Source organism: Chryseobacterium cheonjiense, assembly GCF_012927265.1.
In the GTDB taxonomy this organism is placed as follows: domain Bacteria; phylum Bacteroidota; class Bacteroidia; order Flavobacteriales; family Weeksellaceae; genus Chryseobacterium; species Chryseobacterium cheonjiense.
The window spans coordinates 166,874-186,997 of the sequence record NZ_JABBGF010000001.1; the positions used below are offsets into that span (position 1 = coordinate 166,874).

Consider the following 20,124-nt stretch of genomic DNA (forward strand, 5'->3'; position numbering starts at 1 on the left):
ATTTGAATTTCAAATCCGCCGTTTTAATTTTTATTGGCTTTAAAAATTAGCTTCTTCGTGTAAGCATTCCGTAGATCCACAGAACAACCAAAGCTCCCCCGATGGCTAAGATCCAGCTTCTGAAATTCCAGAAAGAATCTACATCTCCCCAATGAAGTACATATACTCCGATTGCTCCTCCGATGAAAGCGCCGATGATCCCCAGAATCATCGTGATAAGCATTCCGCCTCCCTGTTTTCCGGGCATTATTGCTTTAGCGAGTGCTCCGGCCAGTAGTCCGAAAATAATCCATGTTAAAAATCCCATAGTTGCATTTTTTAATGTTAATATTTATAGTTGGTTTATTGCTGTTTTGGGAAAACATGATTTTTACATCATCTCTTCTTGAAAAATGAATCTACAAACTCTGTACCATTAAACAACTGCAGGTCCTGCATCTTTTCGCCGACACCGATATACTTTACCGGAATCTGGAACTGATCAGAGATCCCGATTACGACACCGCCTTTTGCGGTCCCGTCAAGCTTTGTTACTGCTAATGCGTTGACTTCAGTGGCAGCCGTAAACTGTTTGGCCTGTTCGAAGGCATTCTGACCGGTAGAACCGTCGAGAACCAGTAAAACCTCATGTGGTGCATCCGGAATTACTTTTTGCATCACCCTCTTGATCTTAGAGAGCTCATTCATCAGGTTGATTTTATTATGAAGTCTTCCTGCTGTATCAATAATTACGACATCTGCTTGCTGGGCAACCGCACTCTGTACCGTATCAAAGGCTACGGAAGCCGGATCTGATCCCATTTCCTGCTTTACGATAGGAACGCCCACTCTCTGGCTCCAGATAACCAGCTGATCTACCGCAGCAGCTCGAAACGTATCTGCCGCTCCTAATACGACTTTTTTACCTTCTGAAGTAAATTGGTGCGCCAGTTTTCCGATAGTCGTTGTTTTTCCTACGCCGTTTACACCCACTACCATAATAACGTACGGCTTTTTGGAAGTATCTATATTTCCTGTTCCGGCATGAGGGTTTTCCAGGAGTAAGCCTGAAATTTCTTCACGAAGAATTTTATCCAATTCATTTACGCTTACATATTTGTCTCTTGCAACGCGCTCTTCAATTCTTTCTATGATTTTGATGGTGGTAGAGGCACCGACATCGGAGGCAATAAGTATTTCCTCAAGGTCATCAAGAACCTCATCGTCTACTTTGCTCTTGCCGACTACGGCTTTTGTCATTTTTTCGAAAAAACCCTGGCTGGATTTTTCCAATCCTTTATCTAAGGTTTCTTTCTCTTCTTTTTTAAAAATTTTTTTAAACCAACTCATCTTTATGAATTACGGAATTTAATTAATGATGGAAGTTGGGTAATGGAAGCTTGAGGTACCAATCTTAGTTCAATTTAATGATTAAAATTTTTGGCTCCCAGCTTCTGACTTCCAGCTAGATTAAAGCAAAGATAACAAAAAAACTACCCAAAAGCTGAGTAGTTTTTTATATTGTAAATAAAGTGTAGATTATTTTTTCAAATAACCGTCTACTTCGTCTGCATTCATTACTTTTTCTTCGAAAACGTAAGCTCCTGACTTGGAAGACTTAACCATTTTCACCACTTTGGTCATTTTTTTAGACTGACCGCTTTGTAGGGTTGCTACTACTTTCTTTGCCATGGTAAATTATATTTTAATAATTACTTGATTTCTTTATGAACCGTTACTTTCTTAAGAACAGGGTTGTATTTTTTCAACTCTAATCTTTCAGTTGTGTTCTTTTTATTCTTTGTAGAAATGTATCTCGACATTCCTGGCATACCACTTTCTTTATGCTCTGTACATTCAAGGATTACTTGAACTCTGTTTCCTTTTTTTGCCATGATTCAATTACTTTTTAATCAATCCGTTTCTAGTTGCTCTTTCTAGAGCTTCCTCGATTCCAATCTTGTTAATCACTCTCAATCCATGAGCTGATACTTTCAGTGTTACGTGCTTATCTTGCTCCGGAAGGTAAAACTTCTTCTCCAATAAGTTAATTTCAAAACGACGCTTCGTTTTGTTATTAGCGTGAGAAACGTTGTTACCAACCATTGCACGCTTTCCTGTTATTTGGCAAATTCTTGACATATCTCGATGTTCTTATTTGTACTATAATATTTGAGAGTGCAAAATAACGAAGAATTTTTTAGATAGACAAATCTTTTAGAAAATTATTTGTAATAACTTACTGATATTTACTTCAAACAATTTCCGTTTTGCCTGCTTATACTCCCTTATTTTTTTTAGTTTTCGCCTGAAACCGTTTTATTAAGAAATAAAACAACAAAAACCCCAGCGCAAAAATTGAAAATCTTGAAAGCAGATCACCGGCTCTTGTATAAAAAGTCATTTGATCATACAGATTTATTTTTGCAAATAAGGCTGTTTTGTCTCCGTAAAAAGTATCTTCAACGATCTCTCCTTTGGCATCAATATGAGCCGAAATTCCGCTGTTCGCAGCTCTTGCAATTTCTCTTCTTGTTTCAATGGCTCTTAATTTAGCATAAGACAAAAGCTGCTTATGTCCTTCCGAAACGCCCCACCAGGAATCATTGGTCATAATTCCCAAAAAATTTGCTCCTTTTTTTACGTAATCGCCGGTAAATTCCCCATAAATGCTTTCATAACAGATAATGGGAGCAATTTTGCCTTTGTTGAAAGGATTGGCAAAAGCCACTCTTTCTTTATCAGTTCCTAGAGAAGCAACAGTTCCTCCCAGATTAAGCATAGCATCGCCTAAAAGAGGCTTTAGATAGCTCATATAGGGGAAAATTTCAACACCTGGTACTAGCTTGCCTTTATGGTATACTTCAATATTTTTGTTTGGAATAACCTGAACGGCAGAATTAAAGCTTTCAACCCAAAGTCCGGGATTAAGCTGGTAGGCTTCTTTCGGAAGATTTTCTCCGGAAGTATAAAATTTATGTGAAGAAATTCCTGTAGCAAATACGGAGCCGGGATGTTTAGACAAAAATGTTTTAAGATTGTTCAGAATAACGCTTTTTTCAAAACCTCGCTCAGAAATAGAACCTCTGCCCGGAAGAGCAGTTTCAGGAGCGATATAATAGTCTATTTTTCCTGTTGAATTTTTTTCTGCCAGATCAAGAAGGTCATTTTCAATAACCAGACTGTCTTGGGAATATTTTTCAGCATACGGATCAAGGTCGGGCTGAAGCATCAGCACGTTGACGCTGCCGATTGGTTTTTCATTGAAGTTATTGTACTGCATAACCGAAATGATCATCGGAATGATAATCAAAACAGCAACGATTGAGGTGTTTTTGATCAGGTCTTTTCTTTTTCTTCCAGCCTGCCAGATTCTTACGGTGTAAAAAATCAAAACATTTATTAATAAAATCCAGAAGCTTCCTCCTGTAGCGCCCAATGTGTCATACCATTGAATCAGCTTAGGATACTCTGAAAATACATTGCCCAGATTCAGCCATGGCCAGGTAAATTCCCAACCCAAGTGAAATTTCTCAAAACTCATCCATATTGCTACTAAAAAAGCAAGTCCCCAATAGGTTCCCTGTGCATTTTTATACCAATGATAGCATTGAAATACCAAAGAGTAAAGAAGAGAATTAACAAGTACAGGAAATAAAACAGCCAATAGCGAGTGGCTTCCATCCGGATTTTTTGCGCCATACAGCCAGCCCGTTGTTACTACATTCCAGATAACAAAACACGCATAGGACAATCCGAAAACTACCCAGCTTTTTCTTTTATAATCTGAAAATTTGGAGACCCCGTGTTCCATCATCAGAAGAGGAACCAAAGCAAAAAATATAAAAAACGGAACTCCGTAAGTAGGCCAGGAAATGGATAATAGCATCGCTGAAATGAGCGTAAGTAAAACGTATTTCATTCAATTTATTTAATATACAAATTTAATGTTTTTGAAATGAATAACTTTGTATACGATGTTAAAGAAATCTTATAAAACCAGGTCGTAATCTTAACGTGACCTCAACTTCAAATTTAATGGCAGGATTTAGCCATTCAGTTCCTTAGCACGTTTTTCCGCATTCAGAATACCTGTTTTGAGGATTTCCTTTAAATTATTCTCGTTAAAAGTTTTTAATGCAGCTTCTGTTGTGCCGCCTTTTGAGGCAACATCCTGAATCAGTGCTTCCAGATTTTTATCAGAATTATTAATCAGGTGATAGGCTCCGAGCATGGTTTGGGTTACAAAAAGTTTTGACAGGTTTTCATCAATTCCCATTTCAGTCCCTGCTTTAATCATGGCATCTATAATGTAATAAAAATATGCCGGTCCGCTTCCGGAAAGTGCGGTTACCCCATCAAGCAATTCTTCATTTTCCAGATACACCGATCTTCCCGTCGAATTGAGTAATCTTTCAATATTAATTAACTGACTGAATGAAATTCCTTGAGCAGAGGTATAACCGGTAATTCCCATTCCGAGCAGAGTAGGAGAATTGGGCATGGCTCTTACCACCAGAGGATGATCAAGTAATTGTTGAATTCTTTCGATTTTAATTCCTGCCATGATCGATAAAACCATCTGGGTTTCCCTAAGTTTAAATTTGATATTTTCGGCAACATGCTTGAAATCCTGAGGCTTTACAGCAATGATGATTAAATCGGCATTCAATTCTGTGACTTCATCAAAAGTCGAAATCTTAGATTTTGGAAAGTCTTCCGATATTTTTGAGAATTTAGATTGATTTCTTGTGATTAAATGAAGGTTTTCCGGTTTTATCAGTTCGTATTTCAGGAATGATTTTGAAAAGGAGAGGCCCATGTTTCCGGCCCCGAGAATAGCAATTTTCATATTGTGTGTTTGTTTTATGAATTAAAAAATTGTCTAAACTTTTTATTTAACCGCAAAAGAAACAAAGATTTGAATGATATCTTTAAGGCTCACTTTAAAAATCTTTGATTTTTATTCTTTTAAAGCTTTATTGTTTAACGAACAACTATAAGATAACTTTTGTGTCTTTTGCGGTTAAATTTAATTAGCTTAGATGAACTTGTATTTACCTTTGTCAATTAAGATCTTTGACAAGTTTTTATTTTATCTTAAATAATATTGACTTCCCTTTCCAGTTCAATCCCGAATTTTTCCTTCACAGAATTAATGATTTCCGTTGAAAAATCAAAGATTTCCTGTCCGGTTGCCTGTCCTGTAGCATTAATGATGACAAGAGCCTGTAGTTGGTGTGAGGCTACATTTCCTATCTGTTTTCCTTTCCATCCGCATTGCTCGATCAGCCATCCTGCAGGAACTTTTACAAAATCTCCGTTTGCATAGCCCGGGATTTGTGGGAAGCTTTCCTTTAACCGTTCAAATTGCGGTAAAGGAATCGTGGGGTTTTTAAAGAAGCTTCCGGCATTGCCGATTTCTTTTGGATTCGGGAGTTTACTTTGCCTGATATTGATTACCGCTTGGGAAACATCCTGAATGGTAGGGTTTTCAATTCCTAAGTGTTGCAGTTCAGACTGTATGGCTCCGTATTCTGTTTTAATATGATGGTTTTTTCGGGTCAGTTTAAAAGTAACGTCCAGGATTACATATTTTCCTTTTCCTTCCTGCTTAAAAACAGAATCTCTGTACCCAAATCTGCATTGTTCCAGATTGAAAGTCTCAAGCTGCATTTTTTCAAGGTTAAGAACCGTACAGCTTACGAAAGTATCTTTGATTTCCGTGCCGTAAGCACCGATATTCTGCATGGGAGAAGTCCCAACATTTCCGGGAATCAGGGAGAGATTTTCCAGTCCGCCGTAATTTTTTTTCAGGCAAAACATCACGAATTCGTGCCAGTTTTCACCTGCCTTTGCGGTTACCAATACTTCATTATCGCTGATAAATTCTTCTTGAATTCCTTCTAAGCCTAGCTTAATAGCTAATCCTTCAAAATCTGTTGTCAGAAGAATATTGCTTCCTCCGCCTAAAAATAATAAGGGTAAAGTACTGGTTTTTGAATAGTTTAGTGCATCGATCAGCTCTTCTTTGGAATGTACTTCCATAAAGTATCTTGCTCTAGCGTCAACACCAAACGTATTATGTGACTTGAGTGAAAAATTTTCCTGCATTTCAACCATTTAACAAATCCATTAATATTGTTAAAAAAAGATCAGCAATAAAAGCTTGGAAGATTTCAAATCCAGGTTTTTATTGCTGATAACTATATTTTTTTGAGATTAAAGACTGAATTCAAGTTTATATTGATCAAGTGCATCTTTTAAAATAGCCGCACTTCTTTTCAGATCTTCTTCTTTTAAAACGTATGCAATTCTTACCTGCTTTTTACCGAGTTCAGGATTGCTGTAAAATCCTCCGGCAGGCGCTACCATAATCGTTTCATTCTGGTTCGAATATTTTTCAAGCAGCCATTGTGCAAATTTTTCGGTATCGTCTACAGGAAGCTCTGCAACACAATAGAAAGCACCTTTCGGTTTCGGGCAGATTACTCCGGGGATCGCATTTAAAGCATCAACCAGTACATTTCTTCTGTGGGTATATTCTTCTTTTACCGCTCTTATATACGCTCCGTCATTCTGGTGTGCTGCTGTTGCTGCAATTTGTCCTAGTAAAACCGGGCTTAGCCTTGCCTGTGCAAAAAGCATTGCGGCATCGTGGATTTTTTTAGAACGGGTGATCATACATCCGATTCTTACACCACACATAGAGTAACGTTTTGATTCGGAATCGATAATGATGCAGTTTTCTGCCAGCTCAGGAAAAGCGAGCATAGAAACCTGCTGCTTTCCATCATATACATATTCTCTGTACACCTCATCTGAAATAACAACAATATCATATTTAAGGGCAATTTCCGCGAGTTTTTGAAGCTCTTCACGGGTGTAAAGATATCCTGTCGGATTTCCAGGATTGCAGATAACGATCGCTCTTGTTTTTGCTGTAATTTTTTTCTCAAATTCTTCAATCGGAGGAAGAGCAAATCCGGTGTCTATGGTAGAAGGAACGGCAACAACATTTACATTGAACGTGCTTGTGAAACCATTGTAATTGGCATAATAAGGCTCCGGGATAATTACCTCGTCACCATCGTCACATAATGTTGAGATGGCAAAATTTAAAGCTTCCGAACCTCCGTTGGTTACAATGAAATTATCTGTCGTAAGATCATTAAATCCTAACGAATGATAATAGTCTGTTAAAGCTTTTCTGTATTCTAAATTACCTTCTGAAAGAGCGTATTCCAAAACTTTGAGATCGATATTCTTCAAAGCATTCAGTGCTGTTTCCGGAGTTTCGATATCGGGCTGTCCGATGTTCAGGTGATAGACTTTTATTCCTTTCTGCTTTGCTTTAAGGGCAAAAGGAACCAGTTTTCTTACCGGCGAAGGCGGCATGTGCAGTGCTCTGTTTGAAATATTCGGCATTATTGAAAAATTTGTATGGCAAAAATAAGATTTAATTTCGCAATATTACAATAAAGCTTATAAAGAAAGAGTTTTATATGTTTTTACGTTAACGGTTTCTTTGAATAAATAATTCTACCTTTAATAATGTTTCTTATGATCGCCTGAAATTAATAGTAATTATAGATAGTATATGCAAAAAAATAGCGCTCTTCTAAGAACGCTATATTTTATAAAGATTTAATAGCAACTATTTTATAATCAATTTTTTTGTATCCTTATTTAAACGCACATAGTAAATTCCTGAATTTAAATCTGATACTTGTATCTTTAGGTTGTCAGCAGTGATAAATACTATTTTTATAACTCTACCGGCTTCATCCAGTATTTCAACTTTTTGATTTTTATCAACTAATTCAGATTTCGAAATCACAAAAAAATCGGTTGTTGGATTCGGATATATAGCGAATGATTTTTTTTCCGATATTTCTTTTGTATTTAAATTAGATTGGTTGATAAATCTCGCTAATGATGCTGTATCAGGTGAATTGTGATAACCTGCAAGTAGTACTTTTCCATCTGGTTGTATAGATACAGAATTGCCATAATTATAAGATGTACCAAAATTTACCAAAACTTTTCCATCATAACTAAAGTTTGTATTCAAAGTACCGTTGGCGTTGAAGTTGAGGAGATAAAAGTAAGAAATACCTCCGGTATCAGTCCTGCCTACTGCATAAATTTTTCCTGTACTATCAATGTCCAAATCTGCAATTTCATAATCTGAGCTAGAACTGTCAAGATCTACGATTACTTTACCGTTATTCCCAAATGTTGTATCCAATGTCCCGTTTAATGAAACTTTGTAAAGTGCTGCGTCACCATTATTTCCAGAATATTGACCTCCTATGAGAATTGAATTGTCAGGAAGAAAATAGCAGGTTCCAAAATAAAAATTACTGTCTGTTGTGAATGTCTTTTTTCCTCCTGTTCCGAAAGTAGAATCCAGTGAACCATCTGGCTGTAGTATACACCATGCGCCATCATCATAATTTGTTGTGCCGCCGATAAGGATTCTGGAATCATTTAAAATTTTTATCTTGTGTGCTTCATCATTATTATTAGAAGTGTAAGTAAAGCCTATTAAGACCTTTCCATCATTGCTGAAATCGGAGTCCAGCGATCCGTCGATATTAAGTCTGGCAACAGCAAAATCTGTTGATGGGTAGTTGTAATAGATTCCTGCTACAACAATTTTTCCATCTGGCTGTAAGGCTATGTCTCTTATTTCATTCGAAACAGAACTATAAGAACCCATTGAAAAAATACTTTTTCCCTGGTTTCCAAAGGTAGTATCTACGGTTCCGTTTGCGTTTAATCTAAGTACCCCAAAATGGTAATTGTCTCCGATATTATTCTGTGCAACGGCGCCTCCTATTATAATTTTTCCATCTGGCTGCAACTCAACAGTTCTTGCAAAGTTATTATAACCTAAGCCGCTCATGTCTAAACTGAAAAATCCATTTGATCCAAAGCTGGTATCGATCCCTCCATTAGAATTAAATCTTATTGCATAAAACTTATTATTGTTGGAACCTGTACTACATGCCCCAACTGCAACTATTTTTCCGTCGATCTGTGTCGCGGTATCATAAATTTTTTGTGAAGTAAAATAATTAGAGGTCGTTTTTCCCCCAGTACCAAAACTAGAATCAAGAGTTCCCGGAGTTTGACTTTGAAAGTATCCATAAAATACCAATAGGATACTTAGGAAAGTAATTTTTTTAATCATTTGTATTAATTTTTAGCTGGCAAATATAACAAAAAGAATTAAATAGGAGAATTTATTGTTTAATTCTTATTAATTGTTCGTTTTTGGTGGTATATGTTTAATGAATTTATTTATAAGGATATTTTATAATAAATAGAATTAGTTAATTAATTCTGTCATAAACTGAAGATTTAAGTAATCATTTAATTGATATAATTATGAATTGTTGTGAGATGCAGAGTTGTTTTTATTGGATGGCATTTCTTCAGTTTTATAATTTTTCGTTATTTTGAAAAATTATAAAGACTAAAAAATGCAGATAGAATCAGTTTCATTAGATGATTATCTTTCGAAAATTCCTGAAGAAAGACAGGAGGTTTTCAGGAAGCTATTTGACACCATTAACGACAATCTGCCGGAAGGTTTTTCGCAGGGCAGCAGTTACGGCATGATCGGGTGGGGTGTCCCATTGACAATATATCCGGCGGGATACCACTGTGCACCGGGAACGCCTTTACCTTTTATAAGTATTGCTTCCCAGAAGAATTTTATTGCATTTTACCATATGGGAATGTATGCGAAACCGGATCTGCTGGATTGGTTTGTGAATGAATTTCCTAAATATTCCAAAAGAAAACTGGATATGGGAAAATCTTGTGTACGTTTCAAAAAAATGGATGATATTCCTTTTGAATTATTGGCTGAAATAAGTAAAAAAATGACCGTTCAGGACTGGATCGATTGTTATGAAGCAAATTTTAAAAAGTAATTTTCTCTTTGCATTTTTTGCATTTGTGCTCATTCTCAGCTGCAGAAGTCATAAGATTTCAGGTTTGCAAAACGGCGATTTACTTTTTGTCACTGCGAAAAACAGCGGGCTTTCGGGGGCAATCAATAATGTTACCCAGAAAGAAAAAAATGCCTCTTTTGATCATATCGGAATTCTGGAAAAAACTGATGGAAATTTGTATGTTTTGCATGCGGCCCCCAAAGGTGGCTCTCAAAAACAGCCATTAAAAGATTTCCTGAAAGATCAGGGCGAGGACGGACAGAAAGTTGTTGTTTACCGTTTGAAACCTCAATATCATGACGCGATACCTCCAGCTATTGAAAAAGCTAATGCAATGCTGGGAAAGCCTTACAATTTCAATTATATTTTAGATGATGGCTCATATTACTGTTCAGATTATATTGAAAGAGCTTTCAGGGGAAATCACATCTTTAAGCTGGAGCCGATGACTTTTGTTGACCCGGCAACAGGAAAAACCAATGCCTTTTGGGAAAGCTTTTATGCAAAGAGAAATCTTAAGGTTCCGGAAGGGGAACCCGGCTGCAATCCCAATGGTCTGGCTGCATCAGAAAAGCTTGAAAGAATAAAGGAGGTGAAATAAAGCTTAACATAGACGATTAACGGATTCGGAAGGATCCGTTTTTTTGGCTGAAGATTAAAAATTTAAATAAATTAAAAAATAATATCCTACTAATTTGGTAGACTAATATTTTTTTATATTTTTGTCGAAGCTTAACAATAGAAAATGAGTCGTTAAACCAATAGTTTCTGTTATGATAACACCTAATCCAAGCCAGCAGGTTTTAAACGGTAAAATAAATCTGCCTAAAAAAGAATTGATCCTTGAAATTGAACTGAATGGTAAAATGAAGTTCGAACAGCTGATGAATACTATCTACAGTCAGTTCGGGATCTGTCACAGGGTGTTGTCTGCTAATGTTGAATATGTAAACGGCAGAAGCTTCGGGTCAGTTCAGCTGTACATCAGCGTAAATTCGGAAGATTATGATGAGTTGGAAGTGTATCTTCAAAAAAATAAACTTCTGAGTACGACTGTAGAATATGTATGCAGGAAATACTTATAAGAAAGGTTCATATATAGTTTTTAATTACAAAAGAAGCGCCCGGAAAAACCGGACGCTTTTTATATGATTGCAAAAATCGGATTCTGCATTAAATTCTCTCGATATCTGCACCGATTGCTTTTAATCTTCCATCGATATTTTCATATCCTCTGTCGATCTGCTCAATATTGTGAATGATTGATTTTCCTTCTGCTGAAAGAGCAGCAATCAAAAGTGCATTTCCAGCCCTGATATCAGGAGAAACCATCGTGGTTCCTCTTAACGGAGTTTCCTGATTCAGTCCGATTACCGTTGCACGGTGCGGATCGCAAAGAATGATCTGGGCGCCCATATCAATTAGCTTATCAACGAAGAATAATCTTGATTCAAACATTTTCTGATGAACCAGAAGACTTCCTTTGGCCTGTGTTGCCACAACAAGAATAATGGAAAGAAGGTCCGGCGTGAATCCCGGCCATGGTGCATCGGAAATCGTAAGGATAGAACCGTCAATAAATTTCTGAATTTTATAATTTTCCTGAGCCGGAATAAAAATATCATCATCGCTTTGCTCAAGCTGGATGCCAAGCTTTCTGAAGATATTTGGAATAACACCTAGCTGGTTCCAGTTTACGTTTTTGATGGTAATTTCGGATTTGGTCATGGCAGCAAGACCGATCCATGATCCGATCTCTACCATATCCGGAAGCATGGTGTGCTCAGTTCCGCGAAGATGTTCAACTCCTTCGATGGTTAATAAATTTGAACCGATTCCTGAGATATTTGCTCCCATTCTGTTCAGCATTTTACAAAGCTGCTGCAGATAAGGCTCGCAGGCGGCATTGTAAATTCTTGTTTTTCCTTTTGCTAAAGCTGCAGCCATTACGATATTGGCAGTACCCGTTACCGAAGCTTCTTCCAATAGAATAAATTTGCCTCTCAGTTCTTTAGCTTTCAGCGAATAGAAAAACTCTTCTTCATCGTAATTAAATTCAGCCCCGAGTTCTACCAATCCCTGGAAGTGGGTGTCCAGTCTTCTTCTTCCGATCTTGTCACCTCCCGGAGTGGGCATATACGCTTCACCGTATCTTGCCAGCATAGGACCCATCAGCATGATGGAACCTCTTAATTTCGCCCCATCTTTCTTGAATTCATTTGATTTGATATAATCAAAATTTACTTTATCTGCTTTGAAAGTATAAGCGCCGTGTCCGTTCTTGGTAACCTTCACGCCGAAGTCTCCCAGAATTTCAATTAATCGATTAACGTCGTGGATATCGGGAATATTTTTAATTCTTACTTCCTCATCAGTTAATAAGACGGCACAAAGAATTTGTAGAGCTTCATTTTTTGCTCCTTGTGGAGTAATTTCACCTTGCAGTCTTTTTCCTCCTCTTATCTGAAATGTTCCACTCATGTCTACTTTCTGTTTTTATGATTGTTGTTGCTATTGTTATGTCTTCTTTTATTATTGGGCTGGTTTCTGTTGTTAGACTGGTTTCTGTTGTTATTGTTACGGTTATTGTTATTGCTGGTGTAATAGATTTTGCTTTTTTCAAGACTATCTATTCCCGTAAGATCCAGCCGGTTTTCAGAAAGTTCTTTCAGGTGGCGGAAGATAACGTCATCCGTTACATGTTCCTTATTATATACGTTATAAGATTTCTTCATATTGTTGGCAATAACCTCGATCAGGGCCTCTTTTTCGTCTCCCTGCTCCAGTTCTATTGCTTTTTCAATTAATTGAAGAATACTTTTCCCGTAGAATTTGAAATCACCCTGAAGTTTTGGGTATTCCATCCTTTTTGGCGGTTCAGCCAGCTGTTCTCTCGTAGGGAAAGGGTATGGTGAATCTACGTCAAGATCATAATCGGCAAGAATAAATAGGTGATCCCAAAGTTTATGCTTATAATTTTCTTCGTCGCGAAGCTGAGGGTTTCTCTGACCCATAAAATCAATGATGCCCATCGCCATTTCGCTTCTTTCCTCCTTTGAAGAAAGCTCTTTGCAACGTTCAACCAACTGTTGTATGATTCTGCCGTATTCCGGCAAATGAAGCTTGTTTTTTTGGGTGTTGTATTCCATAATATGCAAATATATGGATTAATAGAAAATGTGTACGAAAATCTTTAAAGTTTATGATTTTTTAATGATGTTTCAAATAAGACTCGAGTAAAGATTTCATGTTAAAAATAAAAATATTTCACAATCATTTGATATTATTTTAATAAAAGTGTAATTTAGTTAATACTTTAATAATCAAAAAAATAAGATATGAAAAAAACACACTTTCTATTTGTATTCCTGGCTTTTGGATGCGTTCAGTCCTGCCGGGAAAATGATGCGATCGCTGAGGAAACTTCGGCTAAGGAAGAAGTTCACAACAAAACCATACAGGTAACCCGTCATGACGGACGGCCTTTCAGTACCGGGGAATCTCCGTATGCAAAATTTGTCGCAGGTCCCGGTGGAAGTGTTCTCATGCAGGGATTTTATTGGGATGTACCGGACGGAGGAAACTGGTGGAATACCGTGAAAGGAAAACTTACCGATTGGTCGAATGCCGGAATCGGAGCAGTCTGGCTGCCTCCTGCATCCAAAGCACAGAACGGAGCTTATTCTATGGGTTATGATCCGACTGATTATTATGATTTCGGAAATTATAATCAAAACGGAAGCATTGAGACGCGTTTCGGATCACGGGCAGAACTTGAAGCACTGATCACGAAAGCCCACGCAGAAAATATGCAGGTATATGCAGATATTGTCATCAATCATAACAGCGGCGGCCAGTCGGAGTACAATCCTTATGTAGGTTCAAATACCTGGACCAATTTTTCAGGTGTTGCTTCAGGAAAATTTCCAAGAAGCTACAATGATTTTTATAAAAATGCTTACGGGAATAACGATGAAGGTGCTTTCGGAGGTTTCCCAGACTTATGCCACGCCAATCCTTACGTTCAGGACTGGCTTTGGGGAAGGGACGATTCTGTCGGAAAATACTATAAAAACGTCATGAAATTTGATGGCTGGAGATTCGATTATGTAAAAGGTTTCGGGCCATGGGTGGTAAATACCTGGAATTCCAATGTCGGCGGTTTTTCCGTTGGGGAACTTTGGGACTCCAATGTTAATACGCTGGAATGGTGGGCCAATAATGCCAATAGCTCGGTATTTGATTTTGCAGCCTATTACAAAATGGATGATGCATTCGATAATGGGAATTTAAATGTATTGAATGACGATATGATGTGGAAAAGAAATCCTTTTAAGGCAGTAACATTTGTTGCCAATCATGACACGGATATTATCTACAATAAAATGCTGGCGTATGCTTATATTTTAACCCATGAAGGATATCCTACGATTTTTTACAGAGATTATGAAGAATGGCTGAACAAAGAAAGGTTAAATAATCTTATCTGGATTCACAATAATAAAGCAACGGGAACAACTTCCATCCTTTACACTGATAATGATGAGTACATTTCCCGAAGAAACGGATACAACGGAAATCCGGGACTGGTGGTGTATATCAACAACTCTTCAGGCTGGCAGGAACGATGGATCCAGACCAATTGGGCGAGTCAGCAGATTAAGGATTTCACAGGGAGTTCAACGTGGTATCCTACAACCCAATCGGATAAATGGGTAAAAATCCAGTGTGCACCAAACTCATATTCCGTTTGGTCACTGAATCAGTAAACACTAAAAAAAATACTGTTTCTCCTGAAACAGTATTTTTTAAATTGGATATTTTTATCGTTTTTTTAAACCTGAATAAACTTGGCCCGCTGATGCGGAGTCGGTAAGTAACATTTTTGGTTGGCTAGTTTCATCCTATTTTTGGATACTGTATCATAAAGCTTATCACTTAAAAATGACGGAACAATTTTGCCTAATACAGAGAGTTTGTAAATACCGCCCAGTAAATTGGCAATTTTTAGAACCGCTTTGGATTTTTCCAGATAATACTGGCCGGGCCGCCAAAGATACATGGTGTTAAAAACTTTTGTATTCAGTCCTCTTTCGGATAGAAATTTCTGGCCAAAATCAGATTGCAGGGAAGCAAACATGAACTGGTCTTTTTTGTCTCTTTCAAGGATCCATTGTACCCAGAAATTGCAAACGCCGCAGTCGCCGTCAAAAAATACAATGTACTTATTTTCCCAGTTATCTTCCATGATGTTAAATTTAATAAAGCATTTTCCTTTCTGTTTCTGTTTTTTCTCTTTTAAAGTAATCTGTCAGAATCTTTCTCTGTTCATCGCTCAGCTTTGCATTTTGATGCCCCAAAAAATAAGAGTCAAGAGGCATTTCTTTTTTTTCAATCATTTCTATACATTCCTGCAATTTATGTGCCTGATTCTTTTGCTGATACATCGCAAATGTGGAAAAATTAAGTTCTTTCCTTCCTTCATCAATGTGATTTTTCATAACCCATGAAGCCGGGGCAATATTAGAATACCAGGGATACTGCGTTTCATTCGAATGGCAATCGTAGCAGGAGACCTTTATTAAATTGGCAATTTCAGGCGGGGTGTTTTTTATTTTTAAAAAATCCATGCCCGGTGTAGGTGCAGGATTCGTTTTGTCGATAGGAAAGAACTGAATGATAATAAATGCTACCAGAATAACAGTTAAAACTTTTTTCATTTTTCAATGTTTAATTAAGCATAAATGTACTATAAAATTTTGATTTATAAACGTACATCGGATATGCTTTAAATCACTAAAATACTTTTTAATATCAACAGAGATTATTTATTGTGAAAATTTATAAGTGTTTTATGAAATTGATATACAAGTTATTCTTAAATTTAACTGCAGCAGAAACACATTCAGATCACTAATTATTGTTTTTAACTATTATAAAGATATTTTTAATAGATTTTGTTTATTAAAAAACTTATGTAAGTTTGTCCCTAATAATTTAATCAATCAACATAAAATAACGACAATGGAAAAAGACTTGAATGACATCAGTAAATGCCCGTTTCACAACGGATCCATGAAAAAAGAAAATGTTGCCGGTGGCGGTACCAAAAATTCAGATTGGTGGCCTGATCAGCTGAAAGTAGATATTCTCCGGCAACATTCATCATTATCCAATCCTATGGATAAAGATTTTAACTATGCAGAAGAATTCAAAAGCCTGGATCTTGAAGCGGTAAAAAAAGATCTTCATCATTTAATGACCGATTCTCAGGACTGGTGGCCCGCTGATTTCGGACATTACGGACCTCTCTTTATCCGTATGGCGTGGCATAGTGCAGGAACATACCGTGTTGGAGACGGACGAGGAGGTGCCGGTGCGGGACAGCAGCGTTTTGCACCCCTAAACAGCTGGCCGGATAATGTGAATTTGGATAAAGCGAGAAGACTTCTATGGCCGATCAAACAAAAATATGGAAAGAAAATATCCTGGGCAGATCTTATGATCCTTACAGGAAATGTAGCCCTGGAATCTATGGGCTTTAAAACATTCGGATTTGCGGGAGGCCGTGAAGATGTATGGGAGCCGGATATGGATGTTTACTGGGGATCTGAAAAAACATGGCTCGGAGGTGATCTTCGCTATTCGCACGGGTCAGACGGTGTTGTAGAAGGTCGTGGAGTATTGCCTACAGACGATGACGCAGACGGAGATATCCATACGCGAGATCTTGAAAAACCTTTGGCAGCCGTGCAGATGGGGCTTATTTATGTAAATCCTGAAGGTCCGGACGGAAATCCTGATCCAATAGCAGCGGCAAAAGATATCCGTGATACCTTTGGAAGAATGGCTATGAATGATGAAGAAACGGTAGCGCTTATCGCCGGAGGCCATACTTTCGGAAAAACACACGGTGCAGGACCTGCAGATCATGTTGGAAAAGAACCGGAAGCGGAAAGTATTGAAGCACAGGGATTCGGATGGAACAGTACTTACAATTCCGGTAAAGGAAGAGATGCAATCTCCAGCGGCCTTGAAGTTACCTGGACGGAAACGCCTACTCAATGGAGCAATAACTTTTTCAAAAATCTTTTTGAAAACGAATGGGAACTCACCAAAAGTCCTGCCGGTGCTCATCAGTGGGTTGCAAAAAACGGCAGCGAAACCATTCCGGATGCTTTTGATCCCGATAAAAAGCACAGGCCAACAATGCTTACAACAGATCTTTCCCTAAGATTGGATCCGCAATACGAAAAAATTTCAAGAAAATTTTACGAAAACCCTGATGCTTTTGCTGATGCATTCGCAAGAGCATGGTTTAAGCTTACTCATAGAGATATGGGCCCAAAAGCCCGCTATCTCGGACCTGATGTTCCTTCTGAAGAGCTCATCTGGCAGGACCCTCTTCCTGAAGCAGATCATGTATTAATTCACAATTCTGATATTGAAGCGTTAAAATCAAAAATTCTTGATTCAGGCTTAAGTATTTCGGAACTGGTATCAACAGCATGGGCTTCTGCTTCCACTTTCAGAGGAAGTGATAAAAGAGGAGGAGCCAATGGAGCGAGAATCCGTCTTGCGCCTCAGAAGGACTGGGAAGTGAATAATCCAGCTCAGCTGCAGAAAGTTTTAAGTACTTTGGAAAATATTCAGAAAGAATTTAATGAAAATCAGACAGGGGGCAAAAAAGTTTCGCTGGCAGACCTAATTGTTCTTGCAGGAAGTGCAGCGGTTGAAAAAGCAGCAAAAGATGCAGGCCATACGATCATCGTTCCTTTTTCACCCGGTAGAACAGACGCTTCACAGGAACAGACCGACGTAGATTCTATGCAATATCTGGAACCGCTGGCAGACGGATTTAGAAATTATCTGAAGAAAAAGTTTTCAGTTTCTACAGAATCTTTATTAATTGACAAAGCACAGCTGCTAACGCTTACCGCTCCTGAACTTACTGTACTGATAGGAGGAATGCGCGCGCTGAATACCAATTTTGACGGTTCAAAAAATGGAATTTTCACCCAAAGACCGGGAATTCTTACCAATGATTTTTTTATTAACCTGCTGGATATGAATACGCAATGGAAATCGGTTTCCCAGGATAATGAACTTTATGAAGGAATAAACCGCAAAACCGGAGAAAAAAAATGGACCGCCACCCGTGCGGATCTGGTTTTCGGATCTAATTCTGAATTAAGAGCCATTGCTGAGGTATACGCAAGTTCAGATGCTCATGAAAAATTTGTTAATGATTTTGTTGCTGCATGGGTAAAAGTAATGAATCTGGATCGCTTTGATTTGGTTTAATTTAAGTTAATCATAAAATTGATAAAAAGACAGTTAAGAAATGAACTGTCTTTTTTTATTGATTACAAATTATTTTAGTTTTCCAACAGCTTTTTTCCGGCTTGATAAATCAGTTTTTAAATTGGAAATTGACTTAATAAAAAAAGCCTTGTAATTTAAATAATTAACAAGGCTTCCGTAGACCCACAGGGATTCGAACCCCAGATGACTGAACCAAAATCAGTAGTGTTACCGCTACACCATGGGTCTGTATTTCTATGTCGCGAAATTATATAAATTATTTTAAAAATAAAAATGAAATAGCGAATATTTGCGGATAACAATCGTTTTTTTGCTGATATTCAAAGAATTATTTTTCTTAAATTTCATATGTTTAATATGCTGTAAATCGAATTTAAATTAAAACTGTATCTTTGCAAAAAAATTGGGCTCCAAAAGTTGGAGAAACCCATTAATAACTTGTCCTGAGCTTTGTCGAAGGATTATTAAACATTTTTTATGTCGAATATTGTCGCAATCGTTGGGCGTCCCAACGTAGGAAAATCTACATTATTTAACCGTTTATTAGAAAGAAGGGAGGCTATTGTAGATTCTACTGCAGGAGTTACCAGAGACCGCCATTACGGAAAATCCGATTGGAATGGAGTAGATTTCACCGTAATTGATACCGGTGGTTATGATGTAGGAACGGATGATATTTTTGAAGAAGAAATCCGTAAACAGGTTCAGCTGGCTGTAGATGAGGCAACGTCCATTATTTTTATGATGAATGTGGAAGAAGGCCTTACCGATACAGACTACGAAATTTACAGGCTTTTAAGAAGATCCAATAAACCAATTTATATTGTCATCAACAAAGTAGATTCTTCGAAAGAAGAACTTCCTGCAACGGAATTTTATCAGTTGGGAATCGATAAATATTATACTTTATCTTCTGCAACAGGATCAGGAACGGGTGATCTTCTGGATGATATTGTAAGAGATTTCCCGACTACAGAATATAAAGACCCTTTTGAAGGGCTGCCGAAAATTACTATCGCAGGACGTCCGAATGTGGGAAAATCCACCCTTACAAATGCACTGCTGGATGTAGAAAGAAATATCGTAACAGATATTGCAGGAACTACAAGAGACAGCATCCAGACACTTTATAATAAATTCGGACATGAGTTTGTGCTTGTAGACACTGCCGGAATGCGTAAAAAATCTAAAGTAAGTGAAGACCTGGAATTTTATTCCGTGATGCGTTCCATCCGTTCTATTGAATTTTCGGATGTCGTAATCATTATGGTAGATGCTACGCAGGGATGGGAATCTCAGGACATGAATATCTTCAGCCTTGCCCAGAAAAACAGAAAAGGAATTGTAATTTTGGTGAATAAATGGGATCTTATTGAAGACAAGCAGACCAATACCATGCGTGATTTCGAAAGACAGATCAAAGATAAGATCGGACAGTTCCAGGACATCCCGATTTTGTTTATTTCGGCATTAACCAAGCAGAGAATCTTAAAAGCAGTTGAAGTTGCTATGGAAGTATACGAAGACCGTAAGAAAAAGATTAAAACTTCAAAATTAAACGAAGTGATGCTCCCTATTTTTGAAGGAACGCCACCACCTGCGAATAAAGGGAAATATATCAAAATCAAATACTGCGTACAGCTTCCGACCCCGTCGCCACAGTTTGTTTTCTTCTGCAACCTTCCGCAGTACGTTAAAGAACCATACAAAAGATTTACTGAAAATCAGCTGAGAAAAGAGTTCGGATTTACCGGAGTCCCAATTGAAGTGTATTTCAGACAAAAATAATGAACATCCCTTTCAGGAAAACCTGGAAGGGATTTTATTCTATATAATTTCATATTTTAGATAA

At 37.6% G+C, this 20,124-nt stretch carries 20 protein-coding genes and 1 tRNA gene; 6 read left to right on the forward strand and 15 right to left on the reverse strand.

Annotation, left to right across the window (positions count from 1 at the left end):
* Positions 1-46: 46 nt before the first annotated feature.
* The 10 genes from HHL20_RS00825 to HHL20_RS00870 all read right to left on the reverse strand — a co-directional run bounded on the left by HHL20_RS00825 (position 47) and on the right by HHL20_RS00870 (position 9,178).
* Complete coding sequence (locus HHL20_RS00825) at positions 47-307, reverse strand: GlsB/YeaQ/YmgE family stress response membrane protein (RefSeq protein WP_169229322.1); 261 nt, start codon at positions 305-307, stop codon at positions 47-49.
* Between the two features lie 68 nt (positions 308-375).
* On the reverse strand, positions 376-1,329 hold the full coding sequence (gene ftsY, locus HHL20_RS00830) for a signal recognition particle-docking protein FtsY (protein ID WP_169229323.1): 954 nt from the start codon (positions 1,327-1,329) through the stop codon (positions 376-378).
* 189 nt (positions 1,330-1,518) lie between these two features.
* A complete protein-coding gene (locus HHL20_RS00835) occupies positions 1,519-1,671 on the reverse strand; it encodes a DUF4295 domain-containing protein (RefSeq protein WP_002976755.1) in 153 nt (50 codons plus the stop codon).
* A gap of 20 nt (positions 1,672-1,691) precedes the next feature.
* A complete protein-coding gene (rpmG, locus tag HHL20_RS00840) occupies positions 1,692-1,874 on the reverse strand; it encodes a 50S ribosomal protein L33 (protein ID WP_027379950.1) in 183 nt (60 codons plus the stop codon).
* 7 nt (positions 1,875-1,881) lie between these two features.
* On the reverse strand, positions 1,882-2,121 hold the full coding sequence (rpmB, locus tag HHL20_RS00845; protein ID WP_029294538.1) for a 50S ribosomal protein L28: 240 nt from the start codon (positions 2,119-2,121) through the stop codon (positions 1,882-1,884).
* Positions 2,122-2,257: 136 nt separating this feature from the next.
* Positions 2,258-3,901 carry an apolipoprotein N-acyltransferase gene (lnt, locus tag HHL20_RS00850; RefSeq protein WP_169229324.1) on the reverse strand — a complete coding sequence of 548 codons (1,644 nt, stop codon included), beginning with the start codon at positions 3,899-3,901 and terminating at the stop codon, positions 2,258-2,260.
* 126 nt (positions 3,902-4,027) lie between these two features.
* On the reverse strand, positions 4,028-4,831 hold the full coding sequence (gene proC, locus HHL20_RS00855; protein ID WP_169229325.1) for a pyrroline-5-carboxylate reductase: 804 nt from the start codon (positions 4,829-4,831) through the stop codon (positions 4,028-4,030).
* A gap of 248 nt (positions 4,832-5,079) precedes the next feature.
* Positions 5,080-6,093, reverse strand: coding sequence for a UDP-N-acetylmuramate dehydrogenase (gene murB / locus HHL20_RS00860; RefSeq protein WP_185194782.1), 1,014 nt, complete (start codon positions 6,091-6,093; stop codon positions 5,080-5,082).
* A 108-nt stretch (positions 6,094-6,201) separates the two neighbouring features.
* Positions 6,202-7,407, reverse strand: a complete 1,206-nt coding sequence (locus tag HHL20_RS00865) for a pyridoxal phosphate-dependent aminotransferase (protein ID WP_169229327.1) — start codon at positions 7,405-7,407, stop codon at positions 6,202-6,204.
* Positions 7,408-7,636: 229 nt separating this feature from the next.
* Positions 7,637-9,178 carry a T9SS type A sorting domain-containing protein gene (locus HHL20_RS00870; protein WP_169229328.1) on the reverse strand — a complete coding sequence of 514 codons (1,542 nt, stop codon included), beginning with the start codon at positions 9,176-9,178 and terminating at the stop codon, positions 7,637-7,639.
* A 292-nt stretch (positions 9,179-9,470) separates the two neighbouring features.
* Between HHL20_RS00870 and HHL20_RS00875 the strand changes: the two genes are divergently transcribed.
* The 3 genes from HHL20_RS00875 to HHL20_RS00885 all read left to right on the forward strand — a co-directional run bounded on the left by HHL20_RS00875 (position 9,471) and on the right by HHL20_RS00885 (position 11,032).
* Entirely contained in the window at positions 9,471-9,926 is a 456-nt protein-coding gene (locus tag HHL20_RS00875) for a DUF1801 domain-containing protein (RefSeq protein ID WP_169229329.1), read from the forward strand.
* A complete protein-coding gene (locus HHL20_RS00880; RefSeq protein ID WP_169229330.1) occupies positions 9,904-10,548 on the forward strand; it encodes a YiiX/YebB-like N1pC/P60 family cysteine hydrolase in 645 nt (214 codons plus the stop codon). The genes HHL20_RS00875 and HHL20_RS00880 overlap by 23 nt, the downstream gene beginning before the upstream one ends.
* A gap of 172 nt (positions 10,549-10,720) precedes the next feature.
* Positions 10,721-11,032 carry an NIL domain-containing protein gene (locus HHL20_RS00885; protein WP_169229331.1) on the forward strand — a complete coding sequence of 104 codons (312 nt, stop codon included), beginning with the start codon at positions 10,721-10,723 and terminating at the stop codon, positions 11,030-11,032.
* A gap of 88 nt (positions 11,033-11,120) precedes the next feature.
* Here the strand turns inward: HHL20_RS00885 and murA are convergent, their stop codons facing one another.
* Together murA and HHL20_RS00895 are read right to left on the reverse strand one after the other, a co-directional pair.
* Positions 11,121-12,428 carry a UDP-N-acetylglucosamine 1-carboxyvinyltransferase gene (murA, locus tag HHL20_RS00890; RefSeq protein ID WP_169229332.1) on the reverse strand — a complete coding sequence of 436 codons (1,308 nt, stop codon included), beginning with the start codon at positions 12,426-12,428 and terminating at the stop codon, positions 11,121-11,123.
* A gap of 2 nt (positions 12,429-12,430) precedes the next feature.
* Positions 12,431-13,096, reverse strand: coding sequence for a DUF4290 domain-containing protein (locus HHL20_RS00895; RefSeq protein ID WP_169229333.1), 666 nt, complete (start codon positions 13,094-13,096; stop codon positions 12,431-12,433).
* A 189-nt stretch (positions 13,097-13,285) separates the two neighbouring features.
* Here HHL20_RS00895 and HHL20_RS00900 point away from each other — a divergent pair, with 189 nt between their 5' ends.
* Complete coding sequence (locus HHL20_RS00900; RefSeq protein WP_169229334.1) at positions 13,286-14,716, forward strand: alpha-amylase; 1,431 nt, start codon at positions 13,286-13,288, stop codon at positions 14,714-14,716.
* A gap of 65 nt (positions 14,717-14,781) precedes the next feature.
* Here the strand turns inward: HHL20_RS00900 and HHL20_RS00905 are convergent, their stop codons facing one another.
* Positions 14,782-15,195, reverse strand: coding sequence for a thiol-disulfide oxidoreductase DCC family protein (locus tag HHL20_RS00905; protein WP_169229335.1), 414 nt, complete (start codon positions 15,193-15,195; stop codon positions 14,782-14,784).
* 10 nt (positions 15,196-15,205) lie between these two features.
* Positions 15,206-15,667, reverse strand: a complete 462-nt coding sequence (locus tag HHL20_RS00910) for a heme-binding domain-containing protein (RefSeq protein WP_169229336.1) — start codon at positions 15,665-15,667, stop codon at positions 15,206-15,208.
* Between the two features lie 304 nt (positions 15,668-15,971).
* Between HHL20_RS00910 and katG the strand changes: the two genes are divergently transcribed.
* Positions 15,972-18,251 (forward strand): catalase/peroxidase HPI, encoded by a 2,280-nt coding sequence (gene katG / locus HHL20_RS00915; RefSeq protein WP_169229337.1) that lies wholly within the window; start codon positions 15,972-15,974, stop codon positions 18,249-18,251.
* A 178-nt stretch (positions 18,252-18,429) separates the two neighbouring features.
* Here katG and HHL20_RS00920 read toward each other — a convergent pair.
* Positions 18,430-18,500 (reverse strand) — tRNA-Gln (locus HHL20_RS00920).
* 249 nt (positions 18,501-18,749) lie between these two features.
* On the opposite strand from HHL20_RS00920, the gene der reads away from it, so the two are divergent.
* The gene (der, locus tag HHL20_RS00925; protein WP_169229338.1) at positions 18,750-20,060 is read left to right on the forward strand and encodes a ribosome biogenesis GTPase Der; all 1,311 of its coding nucleotides are present in this window, start codon (positions 18,750-18,752) and stop codon (positions 20,058-20,060) included.
* Positions 20,061-20,124 lie beyond the last annotated feature (64 nt).